Raw genomic sequence first — 23,195 nt, forward strand, 5'->3', positions numbered from 1 at the left:
ATTGCCTGCTTTTTAAACTCTTCATCATATTGTTTTCCTGTTCCCATTGATGACACACTCCTTTGTTTTTATTATACTTTGATTGTTTTGTATGTGTCAAGTTTTATTATACAGGATTAGAATATTTTTTGAAAAAGCTCTTGACAACAAAGCTTCTATATAGTATAATCTAATAAACTACTATATAGGAGCTTTTGTATGGAAATGAATGGAGGATTTCTTGTCACCAAAATAAAACAACTTGGGGACCGGATTTTTGAGAAGATTCTCAGTGAAAAGAATATTGATGCATTTAATGGAGCCCAGGGGCGTATTCTTTATGTGCTGTGGCAGGAGGATGGTATCTCAATCAGGTCACTCTCGACTAAATGCGGATTAGCGATAACATCTCTTACTACGATGCTGGAAAGAATGGAAAATCAAGGGCTGATAAGCCGTGTTCAGTCTGAAACGGACAAAAGGAAAACACTTCTGTTTCTGACTGAGAAAGCACATGCCTTAAAGGGCGAGTACGATTCTGTATCTGATGAGATGGGCAGTGTTTACTACAAAGGTTTTTCAGAGGAAGAAATAACTCGGTTTGAGGAATGCCTCGACCGCATCAGAAAGAATCTTGAGGAGTGGCAGAAGTCATGAGTATTTGTATCAAAGATCAGATTCAGAACATGAATATCGTCATTGGCTGCACAGTGGGGTGTACATATTGCTATGCCCGCAACAACGTGAAACGCTGGCATATGATTGATGACTTCACTGACCCTGAATTCTTTCCGGGTAAGCTCAAGATGATGGAAAAGAAACGTCCGCAGAACTTTCTTCTTACCGGCATGAGCGATCTCTCTGGATGGAAGCCGGAATGGAGAGACGAGGTATTTGCAAAGATCCGTGAAAATCCACAGCATCAGTTCCTGTTTTTGACCAAGCGCCCCGATCTGCTGGATTTTGATACCGATCTGGAAAACGCATGGTTTGGCGTTACGGTGACGAGGAAAGCAGAACTGTGGCGTATCGACGCCCTTCGAGAAAACGTCAGAGCAAAACATTACCATGTTACCTTTGAGCCGTTATTCGACGATCCCGGCACAGTTGACCTTTCCGGAATCAACTGGATCGTTGTCGGCACCATGACCGGGGCTCAGAGCAGGAAGATTCATACGGAGACGGAATGGGCATGGTCTCTGACAGACCAGGCACATACGCTCGGAATTCCGGTGTTTATGAAGGAAGACCTTGTCCCTATCATAGGGGATGAAAATATGATTCAGGAAATGCCAGAAGAATTCAATAAAGTGTTAGAGGTACAGAGATCATGGCAGAAGTAATCGATGGAATCCTCATTCGTGAGGTGGAAACAAAGAACATCATGACCAAGTCCAGTCTGCCGGTAGGCGGTTACTCGGTCAATCCCTACGTGGGCTGTACACATGCCTGCAAGTATTGTTATGCTTCTTTTATGAAGCGCTTTACCGGACACACGGAGGAATGGGGCACATTCCTTGATGTGAAGCATTGGCCGGAAATTAAAAATCCGAAGAAATATGCCGGACAGCGTGTGGTCATCGGTTCTGTGACGGATGGCTACAACCCACAGGAGGAGCAATTCGGGAATACCAGAAAACTTCTGGAGCAGTTGATTGGCAGTGACGCAGATATTCTGATCTGCACAAAGTCTGATCTTGTGGTAAGGGATATTGATCTGCTGAAGAAGCTTGGACGAGTGATCGTTTCATGGTCGATCAACACACTAGATGAAAATTTCAAGAACGATATGGACTCTGCTTCGAGCATTGAACGGCGTATCGCTGCTATGAAGCAAGTATATGATGCAGGTATCCGTACAGTCTGTTTCGTATCCCCGGTATTTCCCGGTATCACGGACTTTGAAGCCATTTTTGAGCGGGTAAAGGATCAGTGCGATCTGTTCTGGCTCGAAAATCTCAATCTTCGGGGCGGTTTCAAGAAGACGATTATGGATTATATCGCCGGAAAACATCCTGATCTTGTACCGCTTTACGATGAGATCTATAACAAGCATAACCGCAGCTATTTTGAAGCACTTGAAGTAAAAGCTGAGAGAATGGCTAAGAAGTATGATTGTGCCTTTGTGGATAATGAAATGCCTTATGGCAGAGTCCCACAGGGACATCCGGTGATCGTAGATTATTTCTATCATGAGGAAATCCGTGGGACAGAAAATACAGGAAAAAGAAATCGTTAAACAGAAATTTTACAGGAACATCGCTATATAATGAATGGGAGTATAAAAAAAATAAATACGGATATATTGATTTACTACCAGTAGGAGATTTTTGGTATGGAATTAGATGAAAAATTTAATTTACTTAGAACATTAACTCAAAAAATACGTAGTTATGACAAGCATTTAATAGATACAGTTTCTTTTTATGACAATAAAATGTCTTCAATCGTTTATGATTATTATCCATTTGAGGTTGAAATTAGAGATAACAACTTATATTTTTTTATCATAACAAATCGCAGTGAAAAGAAAATAATGTTTTCGTCATCGCTTAATACCGGCTTTGATAAACTTTGTGACAGTTTGATAAAATGTATAATGACAGATGTAAAAAAGCAGATTCCCAAGAAATTTTTAAAAGCAAAGGGGTTTTTATAATGAATGAAAATCGAGCAGAAATAAAAGCCAAAATAGTGGAAACTGAAATGAAAAAATATTTTGGTAGTTTAGTTTCGAATTTTAATTTGATAGACGCTTTTTACGGCAATGGACATGAAGAATTTAGTCTGGGATTCAAGTATTGTGACTATTTTGATATGCGCTTTAATTATGGTCAAGGTGCTAGCGGATGCTGCATATGTTATGATTGGGGTGATAATAATGAGGCTATACTTATTAAAACCTCAATTGATGGTTGGTGGGAAAAAATTTCAATTCAATGGAAAAAATATTTTCATGAACTTAAAAAAGAACTGGATTTGCGTATTCCCGATGATTATTTAAAAGAATTTTATATAAATCCTAATACCGAAACAAATGTAGTGTGAACTAATGCGAATGCTACGGAACATATGGGGAAGTATGTTGGTCGATTTTAAAGTGTTGAAGGGAGAGATAGTTTTTGAATGATATAATCAGTACATTTAATGACTTGTATTATAAAATTCAAATATCTCATAATATTTGTTTGGCTGATGTAAGAAATATATGTTTGAAATCTTATAATAATTCTGTTGTCTGCGATGTTGATGGTGGCGCCCCGGAAATATATTACGAAATATTAGAGAGGAATTGTGGGCATTTTGCTGTTTTGAAAATAGAGCGAAACAGTCACGAGATTATATATGAGAGTGTTAATGCTGATTTCGCAGCAATTGCTCTTTTCCTGTTTCTTTCACGTCATCAAATAAAAAAAACTGATAATGATATTGAGATAGAAGAATTTATAAAAAAAGAAATTGCACATGGGAATATAGATTTGGCTAGACAGGTGATTGCAGAAAATTTTGGAGAAAAAACAATTTCGTTTGAAAAAAACGTATTCGATAAAATTTCTGTTATTACTTTGTCTACAAATAAAATTGACATTTTTTATCATGGCAATACAATTTTATTTTGTTCAGAATTTAATAAACCAGATCTTGAACGTGGATATTTAATTGCATTTAATAAATGCCGTATGATTAATATTTATCATAAAATAATGGTGAATATTACAAATATTATTCCCGATGTTAATGAAAACGAAAATAGAAGACTTAAATATCTTTTTTTAGTTGGGACTATGGAAAAATAAGTATAACAAGTATAATAACGCATACAATTTTTCTTGCTGGCGGAGCATTTTTAGAGCCGATAGTTAACGGATTTATGCGAATGTATCATAGTTATTTTATTTCTTGATTTTTTTAGCTTAATGGTATTGTGAGGGCATTGAATTTATCTCAGTGTCCTGCTCGCTTTTCAATGTAAAAAAAATCCCCTCCAAAGCATTTGCCTTGAAGGGGATTAACTATATGCGTTTTACTGTGGCTTCTTAACGTCTGTCATGACTTCTTTAAGTCCTGTTGCAAGACCTGCAATACCCTGTATCTCACTTGGTATAATGATCTTTGTAGCCTTGCCGTCTGCTGCCTTAGCAAATGCTTCAAGGCTCTTGAGCTGGATTACCTGCTCGTTAGGGTTAGCAGCATTCAGCTTGACGATACTCTCAGCAATCGCCTTCTGTACCATGTCGATAGCTTGCGCTTCACCTTCTGCCTCAAGTATCTTCTGCTCCTTTACAGCGTCTGCACGAAGTATCATAGACTGCTTCTCAGCTTCGGCTGCAAGTATCTGTGACTCCTTGTCTGCCTGTGCTCTGAGTATCTTAGATTCTTTCTCACCCTCTGCAACAAGTACCTGAGATTTCTTCTCAGCCTCTGCCTGAATGACCTTTTCACGTCTTTCACGGTCAGCTTTCATCTGCTTTTCCATTGCGTCCTGAATTTCTCTTGGCGGAAGAATATTCTTAAGCTCAACTCTCTGCACCTTGATGCCCCACCTATCTGTGGCTTCATCAAGAATTGCTGTGATCCTTGTGTTGATAATGTCACGGGAAGTGAGCGTAGCCTCAAGATCAAGGTCACCAACAATGTTTCTGAGTGTTGTTGCCGTCAGATTTTCAATAGCTGAGATAGGTCTCTCAACGCCGTATGTGAACTGCATTGCGTTTGTTATCTGAAAGAACACAACAGTGTCTATCTGCATTGTTACGTTATCCTTTGTGATAACTGACTGTGGCTTGAAGTCAACTACCTGCTCTTTGATAGATACTCTTTTTGCAACTCGGTCGATAAAAGGTACTTTTACGTGAAGTCCCGTTCCCCATGCCGCATGAAAAGCTCCAAGTCTTTCAACTACAAATACATATGCCTGCGGTACTATCTTGATGTTGCTGATAACAATGATTATAAGCAATACGATGATAGCAAGTACGATATAAATTCCAGGTTCCATTATATGCCTCCTAAAAATAAGTTTATGTAAGCTGTTACTTTTCTTCTGAAACTATCAGCTTTGCACCGTCAATACGCACGACCTTAACTGGTGTGCCTTCTGAGATCTTTGAGCCGTCCTCAGTTCTTGCTGCCCAATCTGTGCCCTCAAGAGTGACCCTGCCTTTGTTCACAGAGTTATCTATAGGCTCAATAACTATTGCAGTTTTTCCCACATCAAGCTCGTAATTTGTTGCAACTGTCTTGTTCTGGAGCTTCTTGACCACAGGTCTTGTAAGCAAAAGAAGTATGATCGAGCTTACGACGAATACGATGCACTGTGTAAGGAAAGAAAGCTTAGCTATGGCACAAAACATCGCAATAAGTGCTGCTATAGCAAGCCATATAGACACAAGTGCCGTTCCTGTTGCGACCTCGCATACAACAAAGAACACGAAAGCTAAAGCCCAAAAAACTATTTTGAGTGTAGCAATTGTCATATGATACCCCCTGTTCCTCTCATTTATTTAAGATTTATTATAACATATTATTTTAAAATTTACAATAGCTAAGACACAATATTTTTGCTTTTTTACCTTTAATCTTTAATGATTTTACATTGACCGTACCATATTTTATTAGCTGTACTCTAATATATACATGTTGATGCTGCTACATAAAGAAAAAAGTGCTTTTAAAAGATAGTTATATAAAAAATTTACAGTAAAAGCGGTAACCCACTGGAGGTAACCGCTTTTACTATTTGTGTAATTATACGTTGTCGCTGAAATAAACATCATACCAAACAAGGAATGAGAATACTGTCCAGATCTTTCTTGAATAGTCATATTTGCCTGCACGGTGATCGTCAAGAAGCTGTACAAGCTTATCTGTGTGGAAGAACTGTGCCGACTGAGGAGAAGTAAACTTATCCTTTACTATATTATAATACTTATCTTCTTTGAGCCATACCCTGATAGGAACAGGGAAGCCGAGCTTCTTTTTCTTAGCTGTCTGTGGAGGGCAAGCCTGAAGTGCAGCAAGACGCATTGCATACTTCGTTTCAGTTTCAGTAACTCTGTCCTTTACAGGTATCTGCTCTGCAAGCTCCATTACCTTTCTGTCAAGGAACGGTACACGAAGCTCAAGAGAGTGAGCCATGCTCATTTTATCCGCCTTAAGAAGAATATCGCCTGTCATCCAAAGGTGCAGGTCAATGTACTGCATCTGCGTTACCTGATCCTGATCTCTTACCTTATCGTAGAAAGGCTTTGTGATAGCCATAGCGTCAGGAGCGTTTGTTTTTATGCTCAGAATGTCCTTGCGCTCTTTCTCAGAGAAGATGTATGCGTTACCAATAAATCTCTCGTCAAGGTCCTTAGAACCTCTTATAAGATAGTTTATGCCGTGCTTGTGAGGCAGTTTCTCAGCAACTGCACCAACAGCCTTTCTGATAGGTCTTGGTATCTTGAAGTAGCTTGCCATATCAGCAGGGTTGTGATAGATGTTGTATCCACCGAATATTTCGTCTGCACCCTCGCCTGAAAGCACTGCCTTGACCTTTTCAGAAGCTATTTGACATACGAAGAACAGAGCCACAGCCGCCGGGTCTGCGAGAGGTTCGTCCATGTGATATTGTATTTTTGAAAGGCTGTTCCAGTATTCCTCAGGGCTGATGACCTTTGAGAAATTCTCCTTGTGGATATACTTTGAAAATTCCTTAGCATAACCTATCTCGTTGTACTTTTCGTCCTCGCCAAAGCCTACAGTAAAGGTCTTGTCAACGTTGGCAACAGCGGCAACATAGCTTGAGTCAACACCACTTGAAAGGAAAGAACCTACCTCAACGTCAGCGAACTTGTGTACCTCAACAGAGTTCTTGAAAGTGTCGGATATCCTATTCACCCAATCTTCAAGAGCAGGGCCATTGTCAGCGTGGAATTTAACTTCCCAATATCTTCTTACGTTCATCTCGCCGTTCTTGTATGTAAAGCAGTGAGCGGCAGGGAGCTTGTAAACATTTTTGAAGAAAGTTTCTGTTGTAGGAGAATACTGGAATGTGAGATAAGTTTCAAGAACGTCTGTGTTAAGCTCCTTCTTAAAATGAGGGTGGTCAAGAAAACTCTTTATCTCAGAACCCCACATAAGAGTTTCGCCCATTTTTGCGTAGTAAAGAGGCTTGATACCGAAGAAATCTCTTGCACCGAAAACCTCATTTGTATTCTTGTTGAAGATAACGAATGCAAACATTCCTCTCAGCTTGTCAAGCATATTCTCGCCCCACTGCTCATAGCCGTGGATAAGCACCTCTGAGTCGGTCTGTGTATAGAACTTGTGACCAGACGCTACAAGCTCCTCACGGAGATCCTTGTAGTTGTATATCTCACCGTTGAATGTAAGTACCAACGACTTATCTTCATTGAAGATAGGCTGGCTACCTTGATCTGAAAGGTCGATGATCGAAAGTCGGCGGAAACCCATTGCGATCTGCTCGTCAACATATTTTCCGTCAGAGTCAGGACCTCTATGTTTTATTCTATCCATCATTTTTCCAAGAACTATGGAAGCGTCATTGATTTTATTTGTAAATCCAACAAAACCGCACATATAAAAGCCTCATTTCTGTTAAATCAAATTACCTGTATCTTAGTTAATACGGCCGCTTGTCGCCTAGTGAACGTCAAGCAATATAATATTTATTATACACTATATGCGGCTTTTTTGCAAGGGGTAAAAACAAAAATTAAACAATAAAAGAAATTGTCTTTTGTGCATTTATCACATGGCAGTGTGTATGGTATAAAAATATCTGCGATTTTGTCATTTTGGCTTGAAAAAGGCAGAGGGATATAGTATAATAGTATTAAAATCATATTTTGGAGAAGATCTTATGAACGATAACAAAAAGAAGAAAAATAGTTATAGATTGGATATCGTGTTGATAGTGAGTTTTTTTGTAATGCTGATATCTTTCTGTGCCTACATGATGAATACTACTCTCGAAGAGGTACTTGAAAATGAAACAGACAGCTCTGTAGTCACACATGATTACACTTACGAGAGTGCCGAGAGCAGTTCAGCAGCATAGTGCAAAATTTAAAAACTCGACAAGTTAAAGTGCTTTACATGCTTGCTAAATTCGCTTATTTACGACATTTCGGAGGCATGAAGCAGCACTTGAAAATGCATAAGACGACAAGTTAGCTCACTTTACAGTATCAATAGCCAAACCATATTGTATTATGCACTGCAAAGTTCGACTGCATTACAGCTAAAAGCATTTTGCTTGACATCTAAAATCAATATCTGACGAAAATGTGGCTTTGTGCATTTAATACAAATAACAAAGCCACATTTTGTTGTATAACGCCTTGACTTTGCGTCACTTATACTATATACTTGTATTAAGCACTGCTTTTTATACAATATGTTGTGATTTGCGGTGCGAGTTGTGAGAATATAAAAAATATAAGGATAAATTGGGAAAATCGGAGGCGGTATTGTGATAATCAAGATAAAAAAGCGTGACGGACGTACTGTAACTTTCAATATTGAGAAAATAGCTGGCGCTATATACAAGGCGGCTCAGTCTGTGGGCAAGGATAACTATGAGGAAGCTTTGGAGCTTTCGGGTAAAGTTGTTGATAAGCTTATGGAAAAACACCTTGATATGCCTACTGTTGAAGAGATTCAGGATTGCGTTGAGCGTGTACTTATCGAGGAGGGCATGGCTGATACTGCAAAAAGTTATATACTCTACCGCTCAAACAGGACTCGTGCAAGAGAAATGAATACCCGTCTTATGAAAGTTTATGAGGATCTTACTTTCCAATCAGCGAAAGATAACGATTTGAAGCGTGAGAATGCTAATATAGACGGCGATACCGCAATGGGTACAATGCTTAAATACGGATCTGTGGGTGCAAAGGAGTTCAATGAGATGTATGTTCTTGCTCCTGAGCATTCAAAGGCTCATCAGGAGGGCGATATCCACATTCATGACCTTGATTTTTATACACTGACCACCACTTGCACTCAGATAGACCTTACAAAGCTTTTTGATAAGGGTTTTTCTACAGGTCATGGCTTTTTGCGTACACCAAATGATATACAAAGCTATGCGGCGCTTGCCTGCATTGCGATACAATCCAATCAGAACGACCAGCATGGTGGTCAATCTCTTCCTAAATTCGATTATGATATGGCTGAGGGCGTAAGAAAGACATTCAGACACCGCTATCGTGACAATATCGGCAGGGGTCTTGCTCTCCTTGGTGAAGTTTCTGATGCTCAGAGCATTGCAAAGAAAATAACTGAAATGCTTGATGAGCAGGGTTTAAAGATCACTCTCGCCAATGATAACGGCTATCAAGAGGCTGAAGCACAGTTTCTTGTGAATTTTGTTGACGCACCTATAGTGAAGAAGATACAGAGTTTTGCATATAAAAACTCTTTGAAAGAAACTGACAGAGCCACATATCAGGCAATGGAAGCACTTATCCATAATCTTAATACCATGAACTCCCGTGCAGGCGCTCAAACGCCTTTCAGCTCCATAAATTATGGTACTGATACTTCTATTGAGGGCAGACTTGTTATAAAGAATATTCTTCTTGCAGAGGAAGCAGGACTTGGCAATGGTGAAACGCCTATTTTTCCTATACATATTTTCAAGATAAAAGAGGGCGTGAACTTTAACCCTGATGACCCGAACTATGACCTTTTCAAGCTCGCCTGCCGTGTATCAGCGAAGCGTCTTTTCCCGAATTTTTCATTTATCGACGCTCCTTTCAATCTACAGTATTACAAGGAGGGCAATCCTGACACTGAGATAGCTTACATGGGTTGCCGCACAAGAGTTATCGGTAACGCATATGACCCTACTCGTGAGATAGTGACAGGCAGGGGAAATCTCTCTTTTACTACCATTAATCTCCCTAGACTTGGCATAAAAGCACAGCGTAATATCGGTGTTTTCTTTGACAGCCTTGATGAGCTTATGGATCTTTGTATCGACCAGCTTATGCACAGATTTAAGATACAGTGTTCAAAGCGTGTGAGAAATTATCCGTTCCTCATGGGTCAGGGCATATGGCTCGATTCAGAGAAGCTTACAGCTGACGATACACTTGAAGAAGTGCTAAAGCATGGCACGCTTTCCGTGGGCTTTATCGGTCTTGCTGAGTGTCTTAAAGTGCTTACTGGCAAGCACCATGGTGAAAGTGAAGAAGCAAGAGAGCTTGGCTTGGAGATAATCTCACGTATGAGAGCAAGAATGGACGAGGAAACAAAGCGTACTGGTCTTAACTTCTCGTTGCTTGCAACGCCTGCTGAGGGACTTTCCGGCAGATTTGTTAAAATGGATAGAGAACGTTATGGTGAGATAGCAGGAGTTACGGACAGAGAATATTATACTAATTCTTTCCATGTGCCTGTTTACTATCCGATAACAGCGTTTGAGAAACTTAAAATAGAAGCTCCTTACCATGCTCTTACAAATGCAGGTCATATAAGCTATATCGAGCTTGACGGCGATCCGCTGAACAATCTTTCTGCATTCGAGAAAGTCGTAAGATATATGAAAGAAGTTGGCATAGGCTACGGCTCAATAAACCACCCTGTTGACCGTGATCCTGTTTGCGGATATACTGGAATAATAGGTGACAAATGCCCGAAGTGTGGACGTTCTGAGGCTGAACACAGCAAAGTGATACATGAGAGGATACCTCGTGCAAAAGCCTGCTGTGAGGGTGACAATTAGCCATGGAACTTAGGATAGCAGGCACTGTCGGTGAATCTATCGTAGACGGACCGGGTTTTAGGTTCACTATTTTTACGCAGGGCTGTCCACACGGCTGTGAGGGTTGTCACAATCCGCAGACACATGATTTTAACGGTGGCATTATCGTTGACACAGACCAGCTTTACAATGAGATAATAAAAGACCCGCTTCTTGACGGTGTGACGTTCAGTGGCGGTGAGCCTTTCTGTCAGTGCAAACCGTTAGCAGAACTTGCAGGACGGATAAAAGCGTTCCGTGGCTTTTCACTGAATGTGATATCATTCACGGGCTATACTTATGAATATCTAATTGCAAACGCTAACGCTGAAAACGGCTATATGGAGCTTCTATGTCAGCTTGATTATCTTGTTGATGGACCATTCATTCTATCGCAGCGAAGCCTTGAGTTGAAATTTATGGGCAGTCGAAATCAACGCTTCATCGACGTACAGAAGTCCTTAAAAGAGGGCTGTGCTGTGGCTATAGAGCCTTATTGATTTTTTACTATTTGGAAGATAAAAATGCTGAGTGAAATTGTTGTTTCATTCAGCATTTTTTTATGTGACAATTATTTATTTGTTAGGCTCTATTACCTCAACATCTTTTGGGTCGAGAGTTTCTGCATTATCAGCCTCGGCTGCTCTCTTTACTGCTTCTTCCTGTGACTTTTTCAAAGCCTCCTGTATGTCCTCGCCAAGAAAATCAGGGAGTGACATTCCTGCCTGCTTGAACAGATCGTTCAGCGGAGGAACTGATTGCATAAGTCCGCTTAGAAAGTTTGCTGTCGAGCCTTTTCCGTCTGCACCTGCGCCTGTATCCCACACGGTTATCTTGTCTATCTTAATGTTCTTGATTGCTTCTACCTGAATAGAGATTAGTTCTTCAAGCTTGTCAGCAACTATGAGTTTGACTGCTGCATTAGCGTCTCCGCCTGCTGCTTCAACAAGCTTTCTCATACCCTCTGCCTGCTTTGTGAGTATTTCCTGATTACCCTTTGCTTCAGCTTCCATTTTTGCAAAGATAGCATCGGCCTCACCCTTTGCTTTACGTCTTACTACCTCAGCCTGTGCTTCAGCTTCGATCTCGGCCTGCTGCTTTGAGATCTGAGCCTTTACGATAACATCGGCGGTCTGTGTAGCCTTTTCAAGTTCGGCTCTCGTCTGCTCGGCGGATTGCTGAGCTATGTAAGCTTCCTGCTTTGCCTTTGCTGCCTGAACAGCTTCTGCGGCTGTAGCCTGTCTGAGAGCTTCCGCTTCACGCTCACGTCTGAGGGCTTCTGACTGTGCAACCTCTATCTTGGCTTGGTTCTCACCGTCGATAGCAGAAGCGTTTGCAGCAGCAACTTGGATACGCTGGTCTTTCTGAGCGTTTGCCTGACCGATCTCACCGTCTCTGTGTTTTTCGGCAACTGACTTCTTAGCGTCATTGATAGCCTTTGCAGCAGCTTCTTTACCGAGCGCTTCCAGATATCCAGACTCATCTGTAATATCCGTTACGTTTACGTTGATAAGCTTAAGACCTATCTTTTTAAGCTCTATCTCAACATTGTTTGATACCGCAAGCAGAAATTTATCTCTGTCCGAGTTTATTTCTTCGATATCCATTGTTGCGATAATAAGTCTCAACTGACCGAAAATAATATCCTTAGCAAGCTCCTGTATCTCAATGAGTTTAAGACCGAGAAGTCTTTCAGCAGCGTTCTGCATAACGCCTGGTTCTGTCGAGATACCAACAGTAAATCTTGATGGAACATCAATTCTGATGTTCTGCCTTGAAAGGGCGTTTTTTAGATCCACATTTATGGATATAGGAGTAAGATCCATATACTCATAAGATTGGATTATTGGCACGATAAATGCCGCACCGCCGTGGATACATCTTGCGCTTCTTGCTTGACCGTTCTTGTCTGTTCCTACTTTACCATAGATAACAAGCACCTTGTCAGACGGACATTTTCTGTAGCGTGACAGTATCGCCATAATTGCCGCAAAAAGCACAACGACTATCACGCAGATGATGATTACTGGTTCCATAATTTTTCCTCCCACACAAATACTATTATAATAACCCCAAGACGGGTCATTTCACAGAATCGTTATGTTTAGCACCCCTATGTTCTATCAATTCTTTTATTTTTCTATTACGACAGTATCTCCTTGCAAATCGATAATACGAACCTGAGTTCCTGTCTTTATAAGCTCATCACCATTGTTTATTGCAGTGACTTCTCTTAGCTGTCCGTTTATCATAACATTCACTTTACCAAGCCCATGGTCTTTAGGTGGGCAGGGGATATAAACAGTAGCAGTTTCTCCTATAGCATTTTTATAATCAGCCGTACCATTTTCAGCAAGTCTTGCAGAAAGTTGAACTATCTTTGCTACAAGAAGCATGGTCGCCAGACCCAGAACAAAGCCGATAACTGTAGACAGTGCTGGATAAACACCTGAGCTTACAAGAACGATAGATGACCAGCTAAACACAGTGAAAAAAGCAACTATGGTCTGAAGCGTGAACATTCTCATAGAAGCAAAATCCGCAGGGTTTCCGCCGTCTACGTTGTGGTCACAGCCGATATCATGTGTACAGTGACCAATATCCACATCTCCGTGACCGCTTATGTTGGTATCAACATCAAGATCAAGACCTGACGTGTCGCTGAAATCGTGTCCGCTTCCACCATCATGAAAACCGAACATAGAAAGCAAAGTCTGTACAAGCAGTATAAGCGTTGACGGAAACGCTATACAATACAGCACTTTAAGTAAAAGCGACAAACCGTCCCACCATTCATTCATATAGCTTACACCTCCAATGTAAATATTATTTACGTTAATTATATACTCATTTATCTTATTTGTCAATAGATTTTCGACAATAATTAGAATTATTTTTAGATATGGCCTAGTACAAAAAAATTGTAAATTTTTCATTAAACACTTGAAATCTGTTTTACTATCTGCTATCATATAAGTAAATGAAATTTACAGTAAATAAAGTGAGGCGATATAATGGAGAAAAATACTCTCGGCAAGAGGATAAAAGAGGCAAGGCTTGCAAAGAAAATGACTCAAAGCGAGGTAGTGGGTGATTTTATAACCCGCAATATGCTTAGTCAGATAGAGAGCGGCTCAGCAACACCGTCGGTAAAGACTCTTGAATATCTCTGCAAGGTGTTGGAGATAGAGCCTAATACCCTTCTGCCTGATGAAAACGACTCCAAAAACGCCCCTGACGCAGAGGGCTATATCAGTATACAGACAGAATTTATAAACAAGAACTATAAGGCTGTTATAGAGTATGACGCTGATGACGAATTTTCAGATGAGATATGTGCGCTTAAGGCGAAAGCTTGCCTTATGGTGGCTAGGGAGTATTCCGGCTCTGACAGTGCCACGGATCTTCAAAAGGCGATAGACCTTGCCAAGCAGGCTTCTGAACTTTCAAAGCGTGGTATTTTTGCAGATGAAAGCGTTAAAAACAAGGCTGACGAGCTATTAAAAGCTAACGCTAAGCGTCTTAGCGACTATTACAGAAGTCTTTTGTAGGGTACAGTCATGGAATTTGTTATCATAGCCACGGTTGTTCTTGTGCTTGCCATGTGTCTTGGCGCAGACTTTGTTATAGTTCCTATAATGTTCATTGTTTTTCTTATTATCCTGCTATTGGCTATTTTTGGTTTCTTTGTATACTCTGCTGTAAAACTTACTGGAACGAAAAGCGTGAAAGGAAAGTTTGTGCGTTTCGGCAGAGCAGAGGGCAAGAAATTTGATACAGCGTTTTACAAGGTTAGTGATAGTGAGTATCCAAACGTATTCCCATGTGAGGTAGTAATGCGCTCAAAGATATACATACCCGATAAGGTCTGTAGGCTCAGATATGACGGCAAAAGAAATGAAGTTTTTGACCTGAATGCAGTTTGCTGTGTGATATTTGGACTTGTTCTTAGCAGCGTATCGGCGGTGATGATGATACTTTTTCTACTAACAGTGATAGGCTTGAATTGAATGATTTTAGGCAGTAGGTTAGCTTGCTGCCTTTTTTGTGCATTTAAAATGGCAATAGTGGGTGATTTAAAATAAAATGTTGACTTGTAGGCTTTTTAATGGTATAATATAAAAAATATGTGGAAAGGATCATATATGATGAGAGTTGAGCTTATTACCCATACACCTGAGCCTGAAAAGGTGGTTGCTACTGCTGCAAAACTTTGCTATTCAAGCAGTGATATCGCCTCGCTTAGAGAGGGTCTTACGGAAGAAAAAACAAAGAGCTTTATTGAAAGGCTCGTGTCTATTGGTCACGAAAGCCCTATGGAACACGTTTCTTTTACTTTTGGCATAGAGGGGATATCCCGTGCCTGCTCTCATCAGTTGGTAAGACACAGAATTGCGTCTTACTCTCAAAAAAGCCAGCGTTATGTAAATGAAAGCGGCTTTGAGTTTATCACGCCACCGTCAATAGAGGCTGTGCCAGAAGCAAAGGCTGAATTTGACAAGCAAATGGATCAGCTACTTGAGTGTTATAATAAGATTGCCGACATACTTACAAATACACATGAAAAAGCGTTTTTAGAGCAGGGTATGTCTAAAAAGGACGCACTTAACAAGGCTAAGAAAAAAGCCTATGAGGACGCAAGATTTGTTCTTCCAAACGCTTGTGAAACAAAGATAGTTGTGACAATGAACGTCAGAACACTGTTTAATTTCTTCCAGCATAGATGCTGTAACAGAGCACAATGGGAGATAAAGGCTGTGGCTGATGAAATGCTCAGACTTTGCAAGCAGGCCGCTCCTGAGCTTTTCAAGAACGCAGGTCCGTCATGTGTAATGAAAGGCAAGTGTCCAGAGGGTGCAATGAGCTGTGGAAAAATGGCTGAAGTAAAGAAAATTTACGGAGAAATGAATAATGTTGAATAGATCTGGACTTATAGTTCTTGAGGGACTTGATGGAAGTGGAAAATCAACTCAGTTTGAAAGGCTTTCTGCTTATTTCAGCGAAAATGACATAAAGCATAAGGCTATAAGCTTTCCTGACTATGATAATCCGTCGTCTGCGTTGGTAAAGATGTATCTTAATGGTGAAATAGGAAAAACACCTGCTGACGTGAATGCCTACGCAGCTTCAAGCTTTTACGCTGTTGACAGATACGCTTGCTACAAACAATTTTGGGAGCATGACTATAAAGAGGGAAGTCTTGTACTTGCAGCAAGATATGTTACGTCAAACTGCATTTATCAGATGACAAAACTGCCGAAAGAGCAGTGGGAAGATTATATAGGCTGGCTTGAAGATTACGAGTATGACAAGCTTGGGCTTCCAAGACCTGACAAGGTGATATTCTTGGATATGCCAATAGAGATATCTCAAAAGCTGATGTCGGGAAGATACGGCGGAGATGAAAGCAAAAAGGATATCCATGAAGCAAATGTGGAGTATCTGAAAAAATGCCGTGAAGCCGCTTTGTTTACCGCTGAGAAACAGGCTTGGGATATTGTTCCTTGCAGCGATGGCATCGAGCCTTATACAAAAGATAAGATTTTCGGAGATGTTCTGGGGTTAATCAATAGAAAGTAATGTGTGTTTAATGTTTGATTTCAGAAAAATAAGTTTTGAGGACAAAGAATGGATAACCAAGTGTCTTGCAGTATCAGATTTCAGAGGAGCAGAATATTGCTTTGCAAATAATATGGCGTGGCAAAGACTTAATGACACTGTAATAACACATCATGGTGATTTTTATATAAGCTGTTCCTTTGAGGACGGTCAGCCGTATTTTACATTTCCTGCGGGCGTTAAAATAGACGTTGAGGGCAAAGAAAAATATATCAGGCTTTTTGATGAGCTTAAAGAATATGTTTCCGCCCAGGGAAAGCCGCTTATCGTATCTTCTGTAACAGATGATAACCTAAGCTGGATAAAAGAATATTATGGTGATAAAATCGTCTGCGAGTATGATAGGGACAGTTCAGACTATATTTACAATGCTTCCGACCTTATCGAGCTTAAAGGCAAAAAGTATCACGGCAAGCGTAACCATATAAAGCGTTTCATGGACGAGCCTTGGGAATACAGAGAGCTTACTGATAAGGAAATAGACAGCTGTATTGAATTTTCGGCTGAGTTTTATAATAAGAATGACAACGCTAACGATCCTTCGGCGGTGGTTGAGCAATATGCTATTGATCTTTTTCTTACGAATATGGATAGGCTCGGACTTAAAGGCGCTGTGCTTTACAGAAATGATAAAATGACAGGCTTTACGGTTGGTGAACAAATAAATTCGGATACCTTTGTGGTGCATATAGAAAAAGCACTCGCTGACGTTCAGGGTGCATATCCTATGCTGTGTAGTCAGTTTGCATCGCATAACGCAAAGGGTCTCAGCTTCATCAACAGGGAAGAGGATCTAGGAATAGAGGGTCTTAGAAAGTCAAAGCTTTCTTATAATCCTGCTTTTCTTTTGAATAAAAATGTAATTACTTTCAGATGATCGAAAGGAGTCATTTGTTATGGTTTATGTATTTCTTGCCAATGGTTTTGAGGAAATGGAGGCTCTTGCCCCTGTGGATCTGCTCAGACGAGCAGGTGTTGAAGTTTTTACTGTAGGTGTAGGCTCTGATATGATAGTCAGCTCACACAACATTCCTGTCAAGACCGATACAACAGTGGATAAGATAGTTCTTAATGACGAGCTCGAAATGATAGTTCTCCCAGGTGGTATGCCGGGTACTTTAAATCTTGAAGCAAGCCCTGATGTGCTAGGTGCAGTTGATTACTGTGCTGATAATAACAGATACATTGCCGCGATATGTGCCGCTCCGTCCATAATCGGTCATAAGGGTCTTCTTGACGGCAGATATGCAACTTGTTTTCCAGGCTATGAGAAAGATCTTAAAGGTGCGATACATTCTGCCAGACTTGTGGCTGTTGACGGTAAGTTCATCACTGCAAAGGGCGCAGGCTGCAGCATGAAGTTTGCACTCAAGCTTGTAGAGCTTCTTGTTTCAAAAGAAAAGGCAGAAGCCCTTGAATCAGGTATGCAGAGCAAATGACAGATAAAAAAGCTTTAAGAAAGCATTTCAAGGAGATACGTCTTAGTATGTCTGCGGAAGAAAGAGAACAGGCAGATGTGGCTGTTCAGCAAGCTTTCCTTGACAGCGAGGAGTATAAAAGCTGCACAACTGTGCTTGCATATGTTTCCTCTGATATTGAAGTGTCTACGGCGGAGATAGTAAGAAAGGCGCTAAAGAGCAAGATAGTGCTATGCCCGAGATGTGAAAAAAACGGCAATATTATGTATTTTTACAGAATAAACAGCACCTACGATCTCAAAGAGGGTAGGTTTGGCATTTTTGAGCCTGATGAAAGTTGTGAGAAATACTGCGTTTTTGACAATGCATTGTGTATCGTGCCTGCGCTTTCGTATGATAAAGACGGATACAGGCTTGGCTTTGGTATGGGCTTTTATGACAGATTTTTGGCTGATTATAATGGCATGAAGCTAGGTTTATGTTACGATAACTGTATGTCAGAAAGTTTTTGGCATGACGGCTATGATATCTCTGTAGACAAGGTATTTACTGATAAGGATATATATACTATAAACACAAAGGAAAGGAAGTAAATAATGGACGATCTGAATTTTAATGTTGACGATATAATAAATGATGTCAACGCAAAGATAAAGTCTGCCGAGAAAAATGAAGCGGACGAAGAAAGCGTTGAAGCAGAGCCTATCGCTGACACTGAGGACAGTTCCGAAGCCTGTGAACAGGCAGATAATACTGACGAGAAACCACAGGAAACTCCAGAAGCGACCGATGACAAGCCTGAACCTATCCTAGCTTTTCACGAGGACAAGTCAGAGGAAGACAAAGGCGAAGAGGACGAGGATAAAGAGCCTGAGAAGCCCGAAAAGCAAGAAAAAAAGTCAAAAAGTAGCAAGAAGAAAAAGAAAAAAAGAAAGAAAAGCAAAGTGAATAATTCGGTGTTTGGCGGAATTATACTTGTTATAGTAATTCTTACAGTATCTTTAGTGCTTGCAGTGGGCGGCATTTCTATTGGTATGGAGTATTATGGTATCGGAAAAACTGACGAGGATATCAGATTTAATATCCCTGCAGGCTCAACAAACAGTGAGATAGCTGATATACTTGTAAATGAGGGAGTTATAAAGAACAAAAAGCTGTTTATGCTTGCTTTGAAATTTGAAAAGCCTGCAGCTATATATCCTGGTGATATCACACTTCAGCCATCAAGCGGATATTCTGAAATAATCGAAAAACTTTCACAAATGAGAGAGTCATACAAGACTGTAAGCATTACATTCACAGAGGGAGAAAATCTTCTTGACATAGCTAAAAAGCTTGAAGATAATGAGGTCTGCACTGCTGACGACTTCCTATTTGAATTCAATAAAAATCAAGGCTTTGACTTTGAAAATGATGTTGATGATAACGGCGATATGTTCTATCGCATGGAAGGCTATTTCTATCCTGATACATATGAGTTTTATGTGAATGACAGCGCAGGAAACGTTACCAAGAAGCTGAGAGAGCAGTTTGAAAAGAAATACGAAACCGTCAAAGCTAAGATTAAAAATTCCGGTATGTCACTTAACGAAGTTATGACCCTTGCTTCTATCGTTCAGCTTGAAGCCGCTTCTGAGGACGAAATGCCAAAGGTAGCTTCGGTATTTCTGAACAGACTTGACGACCCTGACACCTATCCTATGCTCCAGTCTGATACAACAACAAATTATATTAAGAATGTTATAAAGACCGAGGCTGACAACACAGCTTCTATTGAGCATTATACCGAGTGTTATGATACCTATAAGTGCAAGGGCTTGCCGGCAGGACCAATATGCAACCCTGGTATGGCTGCAATAAACGCTGTTCTTGAGCCTAAGAAGACTGATTACTATTACTTCTGTAATAATCTTAAGACGGGCGAAACATTCTATGCAAAGACACTTGACGAGCATGAGGAAAATCTTGTTAAGGCTGGACTTGCAAAGAAAAAGTAATAAAGGATTGAAATTTTAATGACTGAAAATAATTTGCTTGAAGTTCTTGCTCCTGTGGGAGATATGGAACGTCTGTATGCGGCGCTGGATTTTGGTGCTGATGCAGTTTATCTTGGAGGTACGGCTTTCGGAATGAGAGCCGCCTCTGCAAGCTTTGACGCTGAGCTTCTGAAAAAAGCCTGTGACGAGGCTCACAGCAGGGGTAAGCGTGTGTATCTGACCTGCAATACGCTTCCTCATAATGACGAGATAGTGCATTTAGAGCAATTTGTGAATGACGCTCTTGCGGCAGGCGTTGACGCTATGATAGCCAACGATATCGGTGTTTTTTCACTGATAAAAAAATATGCACCTGATATGGAGATCCATGTTTCCACACAGGCTGGTATAGTAAATTATGTTACTGCAAATGAATTTTATAACATGGGTGCTAAGAGGGTAGTGCTTGCAAGAGAGCTTTCTCTCGAGGAGATCGCCGAAATAAGAGCAAAGACCCCTAAAAATCTTGAAATTGAGTGCTTTGTACATGGTGCAATGTGCGTAAGTTTTTCAGGCAGATGTTTGCTTTCCCAGTACCTTGTAAACCGTGACGCAAATCGTGGCGAGTGCGCACAGCCTTGCCGCTGGGGATACCACCTTATGGAAGAAAAGCGCACCAATGAGTTTTATCCTGTTTTTGAGGACGAAAAAGGAACCTATATCCTCAACGCCAAGGATATGTGTATGCTCAACCACATTGATAAGCTTGCAGAGGCAGGCGTGAACAGCTTTAAGATCGAGGGCAGAGCTAAATCTTCGTATTATGTGTCCGTTATCACAAATGCCTACAGAAAGGCTATGGATATCTATAAGTCTGATCCGGAGCATTTTGAGTTGCCACAGTGGCTTAAGGACGAAGTTTTCAAGGTAAGCCACAGAGCATACTGTACAGGATTTTTCTTTGGTCACCCAAAGGAGAGCCAGTATTACGAAAACGGCGGGTATATTCGTGAATATGATGTTGTGGCTGTGGTTGACGGTTGTAGCGGTGGAAGAATATACTGTACTCAAAAAAACAAATTTAACAAGGGCGACGAGATTGAAGTGCTTTCACCTGTTGGTAGCCCTGTGAAGTTCACCGTGGAGGAAATGTTTGATGAATACGACAACTCTATAGATACTGCAAATCATGCAGCTATGAAGATGTCGATAAGATCAGATTTGACGTTCCCAGAACATTCTATAATTCGTATGAAAAAATAGCAAAAAGCCATGTGATTTTCCTCACATGGCTTTTTGTTTACTTCTTTTTCTTTTCAATTTCTTCAGACAATGGATTCGACTCCATGGCCTTTTTGATGTTTTCATCAGATAAATGTGTGTATATCTCAGTGGTCGCAATGCTTTTGTGACCGAGTATATCTTTCAGTACAAGAGTATCTACACCGCCGTGTTGGTACATTAGGGTTGCGGCTGTATGCCTGAGCTTGTGGGTGGTAATACCCAAATTGCTAAGTCCTGCACGCTGGAGCTGTTCATCTACTATTTGTTGAACACGTCGCTTGTTTATCCTTGTTTTGTTAGCTGATAAAAAAATGGCAGTTTGTTCCACATGGGGGCGGGTAGTGTCAATATACTCATCAAGTGCAGAAACACAAGCGTCGTTAAGATAAATAATGCGCTCCTTGCGGCCTTTGCCGAGAACACGCAGAGTTCTGTTATCTCGGCTGTAATCGCTTAAATTCAAGCCCACAAGCTCGCTCAGACGCATACCGCAGTTAAGGAACAGAGTAATGATACAATAATCGCGCACCTGATTTTTAGAGTCGATATTACGCAGAAGCTCAAGGCTTTGTTCAAGGGACAGATATTTAGGCAAGGCTTGATTTATATGTGGCAATTCAAGATCATCAAGCGGATTGTTTGAAATGAGCTTGGCTTTTTGGCAAAGATAAACATAGAATTGTTTCAAAGCTGAACATTTTCTTGCACGGGTTTTTGTGGAATTATTGCGCTCATCTTTGAGATACTTTAAGTAAACATAAGCATCGTTTAGTGAAAAGCATTCGAGCCATTCTATTGGCGTTTCTTTTATTTTTATTTTATTGAAAGGCGTTTCGGCTGGAACTGCATGGTGCTTGACATTAAGATATCGCAGAAATGTTCGGATATCAATAAAATAAGCTTCTTCAGTGCAGTCAGAACGGTCTTTGACAACTTTCATGTTAGTTAGAAAATCGTCAAGATAATATGGGCAATCATCTACATATGCTTGTTTCATTTATATCTATTCTCCTTATATATCACTTCTCTAAGTTTCACTAAATTTTTATTTAGTGAAACTTTCCGTGCCCACTGCGAGAGGGGCTGTTTGTGGTGCTCTCGTCCGTTTTGCTCTGTTATCCGTTGAACACTAATTCAAGTATACACTGTCTTTTGAGTGCTGTCAAGCTATGCTAAATTTGCGGTAATCCCTTGACAACGAGCCTCTTGACGTGTGTCTTTAAGCCTGCACCAGCCAGCACCCCCAGAGGGGTTGCAGTCTGCCGACATAGGCTAACACACGTCACTCTCATTGTAAAGGGCGTTACCGCTGACATCAGGACACGAAAACAGCCGTAGAGGCGGTTCTCTTACGGCTGTTCTCTATTCTATTTTTCGGCATTGCCATTTGCCGTTGTGCTTATTCTATCACGCTCTTGTTTACTTGTCAAGCGTATTCATTTATTTGTCACATTTCATTCTTTGTGACGAAGTTTGTAACAAAATCGGTCACAAGATTAACCGCGTATATACGCTATTTTTAATACTTTGTGACGTGTGACGAAGTCGGGGGTAATACTATACCCCGACTTCATAACGCTGTTTGTTTTGCCGTAGCCGTCAGAATATAAACCGCCAGTATGCACAGAGCCGACCGCATAGCACCGAGTTCGGTTGCCAATGCGTTCGGCTCTCTTATCCGTGTTCAACTGCTCTATCGCTCTCAGACACTCTCAGATGGGCTACACGCCCCCCTCACAGTCCTTCACGAAAAGTTTAAGCTTGTACTCTCTCTCGAGCACTCAGCGTATTTTTAGAGGGGGCTCAAACGTTGCTGAGCACTCTCCGTTCGCACAAGCCACTAAATATTTATTTAGCAAAACTTTTTCACCCCCGCACCCCCTCAAAGTTTCGCTAGAATAATTATTTAGTGAAACTTTCCGTGCCCACTGCGAGAGGGGCTGTTTGTGGTGCTCTCGTCCGTTTTGCTCTGTTATCCGTTGAACACTAATTCAAGTATACACTGTCTTTTGAGTGCTGTCAAGCTATGCTAAATTTGCGGTAATGTAGGTTTGTCAATCATATTGGACACTATTATTAAGAAATTCGATAGGCGAAAACCATTTGAGGGGACGCATAGGACGGTTGTTTGTTCGACTTAAACGTGCAGCTAGCTGCACGTTT

General features: G+C 40.7%; 24 protein-coding genes. 18 read left to right on the forward strand and 6 right to left on the reverse strand.

Features of this window, described 5'->3' with window-relative positions:
* Positions 1-198 precede the first annotated feature (198 nt).
* The 6 genes from KQH97_RS00605 to KQH97_RS00630 all read left to right on the forward strand — a co-directional run bounded on the left by KQH97_RS00605 (position 199) and on the right by KQH97_RS00630 (position 3,776).
* Positions 199-636 carry a radical SAM mobile pair system MarR family transcriptional regulator gene (locus KQH97_RS00605; RefSeq protein ID WP_038670739.1) on the forward strand — a complete coding sequence of 146 codons (438 nt, stop codon included), beginning with the start codon at positions 199-201 and terminating at the stop codon, positions 634-636.
* Positions 633-1,322: a radical SAM mobile pair protein A gene (locus KQH97_RS00610; protein WP_216552115.1), complete on the forward strand. Its 690-nt coding sequence runs from the start codon at positions 633-635 to the stop codon at positions 1,320-1,322. The genes KQH97_RS00605 and KQH97_RS00610 overlap by 4 nt, the downstream gene beginning before the upstream one ends.
* Complete coding sequence (locus tag KQH97_RS00615) at positions 1,310-2,218, forward strand: radical SAM mobile pair protein B (protein WP_216552117.1); 909 nt, start codon at positions 1,310-1,312, stop codon at positions 2,216-2,218. The genes KQH97_RS00610 and KQH97_RS00615 overlap by 13 nt, the downstream gene beginning before the upstream one ends.
* 96 nt (positions 2,219-2,314) lie before the next feature.
* The gene (locus KQH97_RS00620) at positions 2,315-2,638 is read left to right on the forward strand and encodes a hypothetical protein (RefSeq protein ID WP_216552119.1); all 324 of its coding nucleotides are present in this window, start codon (positions 2,315-2,317) and stop codon (positions 2,636-2,638) included.
* Entirely contained in the window at positions 2,638-3,027 is a 390-nt protein-coding gene (locus tag KQH97_RS00625) for a hypothetical protein (RefSeq protein ID WP_216552121.1), read from the forward strand. The genes KQH97_RS00620 and KQH97_RS00625 overlap by 1 nt, the downstream gene beginning before the upstream one ends.
* Positions 3,028-3,101: 74 nt before the next feature.
* Complete coding sequence (locus KQH97_RS00630) at positions 3,102-3,776, forward strand: hypothetical protein (RefSeq protein WP_216552123.1); 675 nt, start codon at positions 3,102-3,104, stop codon at positions 3,774-3,776.
* A gap of 227 nt (positions 3,777-4,003) precedes the next feature.
* Here KQH97_RS00630 and KQH97_RS00635 read toward each other — a convergent pair whose 3' ends face one another.
* From KQH97_RS00635 to asnB, 3 genes are all read right to left on the reverse strand, one after another.
* On the reverse strand, positions 4,004-4,978 hold the full coding sequence (locus tag KQH97_RS00635; RefSeq protein ID WP_022287345.1) for an SPFH domain-containing protein: 975 nt from the start codon (positions 4,976-4,978) through the stop codon (positions 4,004-4,006).
* A 34-nt stretch (positions 4,979-5,012) separates the two neighbouring features.
* A complete protein-coding gene (locus tag KQH97_RS00640; RefSeq protein WP_117876069.1) occupies positions 5,013-5,456 on the reverse strand; it encodes an NfeD family protein in 444 nt (147 codons plus the stop codon).
* A gap of 271 nt (positions 5,457-5,727) precedes the next feature.
* Complete coding sequence (asnB, locus tag KQH97_RS00645) at positions 5,728-7,563, reverse strand: asparagine synthase (glutamine-hydrolyzing) (protein WP_216552124.1); 1,836 nt, start codon at positions 7,561-7,563, stop codon at positions 5,728-5,730.
* Between the two features lie 283 nt (positions 7,564-7,846).
* Between asnB and KQH97_RS00650 the strand changes: the two genes are divergently transcribed.
* The 3 genes from KQH97_RS00650 (at position 7,847) to nrdG (ending at position 11,235) form a co-directional block, all read left to right on the forward strand.
* Complete coding sequence (locus KQH97_RS00650; protein ID WP_216552126.1) at positions 7,847-8,044, forward strand: hypothetical protein; 198 nt, start codon at positions 7,847-7,849, stop codon at positions 8,042-8,044.
* Positions 8,045-8,458: 414 nt separating this feature from the next.
* Positions 8,459-10,717: an anaerobic ribonucleoside triphosphate reductase gene (locus tag KQH97_RS00655; RefSeq protein ID WP_216552127.1), complete on the forward strand. Its 2,259-nt coding sequence runs from the start codon at positions 8,459-8,461 to the stop codon at positions 10,715-10,717.
* A gap of 2 nt (positions 10,718-10,719) precedes the next feature.
* Positions 10,720-11,235, forward strand: coding sequence for an anaerobic ribonucleoside-triphosphate reductase activating protein (nrdG, locus tag KQH97_RS00660; protein WP_216552128.1), 516 nt, complete (start codon positions 10,720-10,722; stop codon positions 11,233-11,235).
* A gap of 75 nt (positions 11,236-11,310) precedes the next feature.
* Here nrdG and KQH97_RS00665 read toward each other — a convergent pair whose 3' ends face one another.
* Positions 11,311-12,771 carry a flotillin family protein gene (locus KQH97_RS00665; RefSeq protein WP_216552130.1) on the reverse strand — a complete coding sequence of 487 codons (1,461 nt, stop codon included), beginning with the start codon at positions 12,769-12,771 and terminating at the stop codon, positions 11,311-11,313.
* Positions 12,772-12,867: 96 nt separating this feature from the next.
* Positions 12,868-13,536, reverse strand: coding sequence for an NfeD family protein (locus tag KQH97_RS00670; protein WP_046441812.1), 669 nt, complete (start codon positions 13,534-13,536; stop codon positions 12,868-12,870).
* Between the two features lie 213 nt (positions 13,537-13,749).
* On the opposite strand from KQH97_RS00670, the gene KQH97_RS00675 reads away from it, so the two are divergent.
* From KQH97_RS00675 to KQH97_RS00715, 9 genes are all read left to right on the forward strand, one after another.
* Positions 13,750-14,286, forward strand: coding sequence for a helix-turn-helix domain-containing protein (locus KQH97_RS00675; protein WP_216552132.1), 537 nt, complete (start codon positions 13,750-13,752; stop codon positions 14,284-14,286).
* 9 nt (positions 14,287-14,295) lie between these two features.
* Complete coding sequence (locus tag KQH97_RS00680; protein ID WP_216552134.1) at positions 14,296-14,745, forward strand: hypothetical protein; 450 nt, start codon at positions 14,296-14,298, stop codon at positions 14,743-14,745.
* A 138-nt stretch (positions 14,746-14,883) separates the two neighbouring features.
* Positions 14,884-15,657 (forward strand): FAD-dependent thymidylate synthase, encoded by a 774-nt coding sequence (gene thyX / locus KQH97_RS00685; protein WP_216552147.1) that lies wholly within the window; start codon positions 14,884-14,886, stop codon positions 15,655-15,657.
* Positions 15,647-16,315, forward strand: coding sequence for a deoxynucleoside kinase (locus tag KQH97_RS00690; RefSeq protein WP_216552136.1), 669 nt, complete (start codon positions 15,647-15,649; stop codon positions 16,313-16,315). The genes thyX and KQH97_RS00690 overlap by 11 nt, the downstream gene beginning before the upstream one ends.
* 10 nt (positions 16,316-16,325) lie before the next feature.
* The gene (locus tag KQH97_RS00695; protein ID WP_216552138.1) at positions 16,326-17,231 is read left to right on the forward strand and encodes a DUF2156 domain-containing protein; all 906 of its coding nucleotides are present in this window, start codon (positions 16,326-16,328) and stop codon (positions 17,229-17,231) included.
* Between the two features lie 19 nt (positions 17,232-17,250).
* Entirely contained in the window at positions 17,251-17,793 is a 543-nt protein-coding gene (locus KQH97_RS00700) for a DJ-1 family glyoxalase III (RefSeq protein ID WP_022286914.1), read from the forward strand.
* The gene (locus KQH97_RS00705) at positions 17,790-18,365 is read left to right on the forward strand and encodes a 5-formyltetrahydrofolate cyclo-ligase (protein ID WP_216552140.1); all 576 of its coding nucleotides are present in this window, start codon (positions 17,790-17,792) and stop codon (positions 18,363-18,365) included. Before KQH97_RS00700 ends, KQH97_RS00705 begins: the two co-directional genes overlap by 4 nt.
* A gap of 3 nt (positions 18,366-18,368) precedes the next feature.
* On the forward strand, positions 18,369-19,769 hold the full coding sequence (gene mltG / locus KQH97_RS00710; protein WP_216552142.1) for an endolytic transglycosylase MltG: 1,401 nt from the start codon (positions 18,369-18,371) through the stop codon (positions 19,767-19,769).
* A gap of 18 nt (positions 19,770-19,787) precedes the next feature.
* Positions 19,788-21,011, forward strand: coding sequence for a U32 family peptidase (locus KQH97_RS00715; RefSeq protein WP_216552144.1), 1,224 nt, complete (start codon positions 19,788-19,790; stop codon positions 21,009-21,011).
* Positions 21,012-21,048: 37 nt separating this feature from the next.
* Here the strand turns inward: KQH97_RS00715 and KQH97_RS00720 are convergent, their stop codons facing one another.
* On the reverse strand, positions 21,049-22,029 hold the full coding sequence (locus tag KQH97_RS00720) for a tyrosine-type recombinase/integrase (protein WP_216552146.1): 981 nt from the start codon (positions 22,027-22,029) through the stop codon (positions 21,049-21,051).
* Positions 22,030-23,195 lie beyond the last annotated feature (1,166 nt).

This window comes from Ruminococcus sp. MSJ-25 (genome assembly GCF_018917825.1).
Classification (GTDB): domain Bacteria; phylum Bacillota; class Clostridia; order Oscillospirales; family Ruminococcaceae; genus Hominimerdicola; species Hominimerdicola aceti.

Excerpts from the sequence above, each read along its gene's own strand:
- KQH97_RS00605 (WP_038670739.1), top strand. The coding sequence starts at position 199 with ATGGAAATGAATGGAGGATTTCTTGTCACCAAAATAAAACAACTTGGG.
- KQH97_RS00610 (WP_216552115.1), top strand. The coding sequence starts at position 633 with ATGAGTATTTGTATCAAAGATCAGATTCAGAACATGAATATCGTCATT.
- KQH97_RS00615 (WP_216552117.1), top strand. The coding sequence starts at position 1,310 with ATGGCAGAAGTAATCGATGGAATCCTCATTCGTGAGGTGGAAACAAAG.
- KQH97_RS00620 (WP_216552119.1), top strand. The coding sequence starts at position 2,315 with ATGGAATTAGATGAAAAATTTAATTTACTTAGAACATTAACTCAAAAA.
- KQH97_RS00625 (WP_216552121.1), top strand. The coding sequence starts at position 2,638 with ATGAATGAAAATCGAGCAGAAATAAAAGCCAAAATAGTGGAAACTGAA.
- KQH97_RS00635 (WP_022287345.1), bottom strand. The coding sequence starts at position 4,978 with ATGGAACCTGGAATTTATATCGTACTTGCTATCATCGTATTGCTTATA.
- KQH97_RS00640 (WP_117876069.1), bottom strand. The coding sequence starts at position 5,456 with ATGACAATTGCTACACTCAAAATAGTTTTTTGGGCTTTAGCTTTCGTG.
- asnB (WP_216552124.1), bottom strand. The coding sequence starts at position 7,563 with ATGTGCGGTTTTGTTGGATTTACAAATAAAATCAATGACGCTTCCATA.
- KQH97_RS00650 (WP_216552126.1), top strand. The coding sequence starts at position 7,847 with ATGAACGATAACAAAAAGAAGAAAAATAGTTATAGATTGGATATCGTG.
- nrdG (WP_216552128.1), top strand. The coding sequence starts at position 10,720 with ATGGAACTTAGGATAGCAGGCACTGTCGGTGAATCTATCGTAGACGGA.
- KQH97_RS00665 (WP_216552130.1), bottom strand. The coding sequence starts at position 12,771 with ATGGAACCAGTAATCATCATCTGCGTGATAGTCGTTGTGCTTTTTGCG.
- KQH97_RS00670 (WP_046441812.1), bottom strand. The coding sequence starts at position 13,536 with ATGAATGAATGGTGGGACGGTTTGTCGCTTTTACTTAAAGTGCTGTAT.
- KQH97_RS00675 (WP_216552132.1), top strand. The coding sequence starts at position 13,750 with ATGGAGAAAAATACTCTCGGCAAGAGGATAAAAGAGGCAAGGCTTGCA.
- KQH97_RS00680 (WP_216552134.1), top strand. The coding sequence starts at position 14,296 with ATGGAATTTGTTATCATAGCCACGGTTGTTCTTGTGCTTGCCATGTGT.
- thyX (WP_216552147.1), top strand. The coding sequence starts at position 14,884 with ATGAGAGTTGAGCTTATTACCCATACACCTGAGCCTGAAAAGGTGGTT.
- KQH97_RS00690 (WP_216552136.1), top strand. The coding sequence starts at position 15,647 with ATGTTGAATAGATCTGGACTTATAGTTCTTGAGGGACTTGATGGAAGT.
- KQH97_RS00695 (WP_216552138.1), top strand. The coding sequence starts at position 16,326 with ATGTTTGATTTCAGAAAAATAAGTTTTGAGGACAAAGAATGGATAACC.
- KQH97_RS00700 (WP_022286914.1), top strand. The coding sequence starts at position 17,251 with ATGGTTTATGTATTTCTTGCCAATGGTTTTGAGGAAATGGAGGCTCTT.
- KQH97_RS00705 (WP_216552140.1), top strand. The coding sequence starts at position 17,790 with ATGACAGATAAAAAAGCTTTAAGAAAGCATTTCAAGGAGATACGTCTT.
- mltG (WP_216552142.1), top strand. The coding sequence starts at position 18,369 with ATGGACGATCTGAATTTTAATGTTGACGATATAATAAATGATGTCAAC.
- KQH97_RS00715 (WP_216552144.1), top strand. The coding sequence starts at position 19,788 with ATGACTGAAAATAATTTGCTTGAAGTTCTTGCTCCTGTGGGAGATATG.
- KQH97_RS00720 (WP_216552146.1), bottom strand. The coding sequence starts at position 22,029 with ATGAAACAAGCATATGTAGATGATTGCCCATATTATCTTGACGATTTT.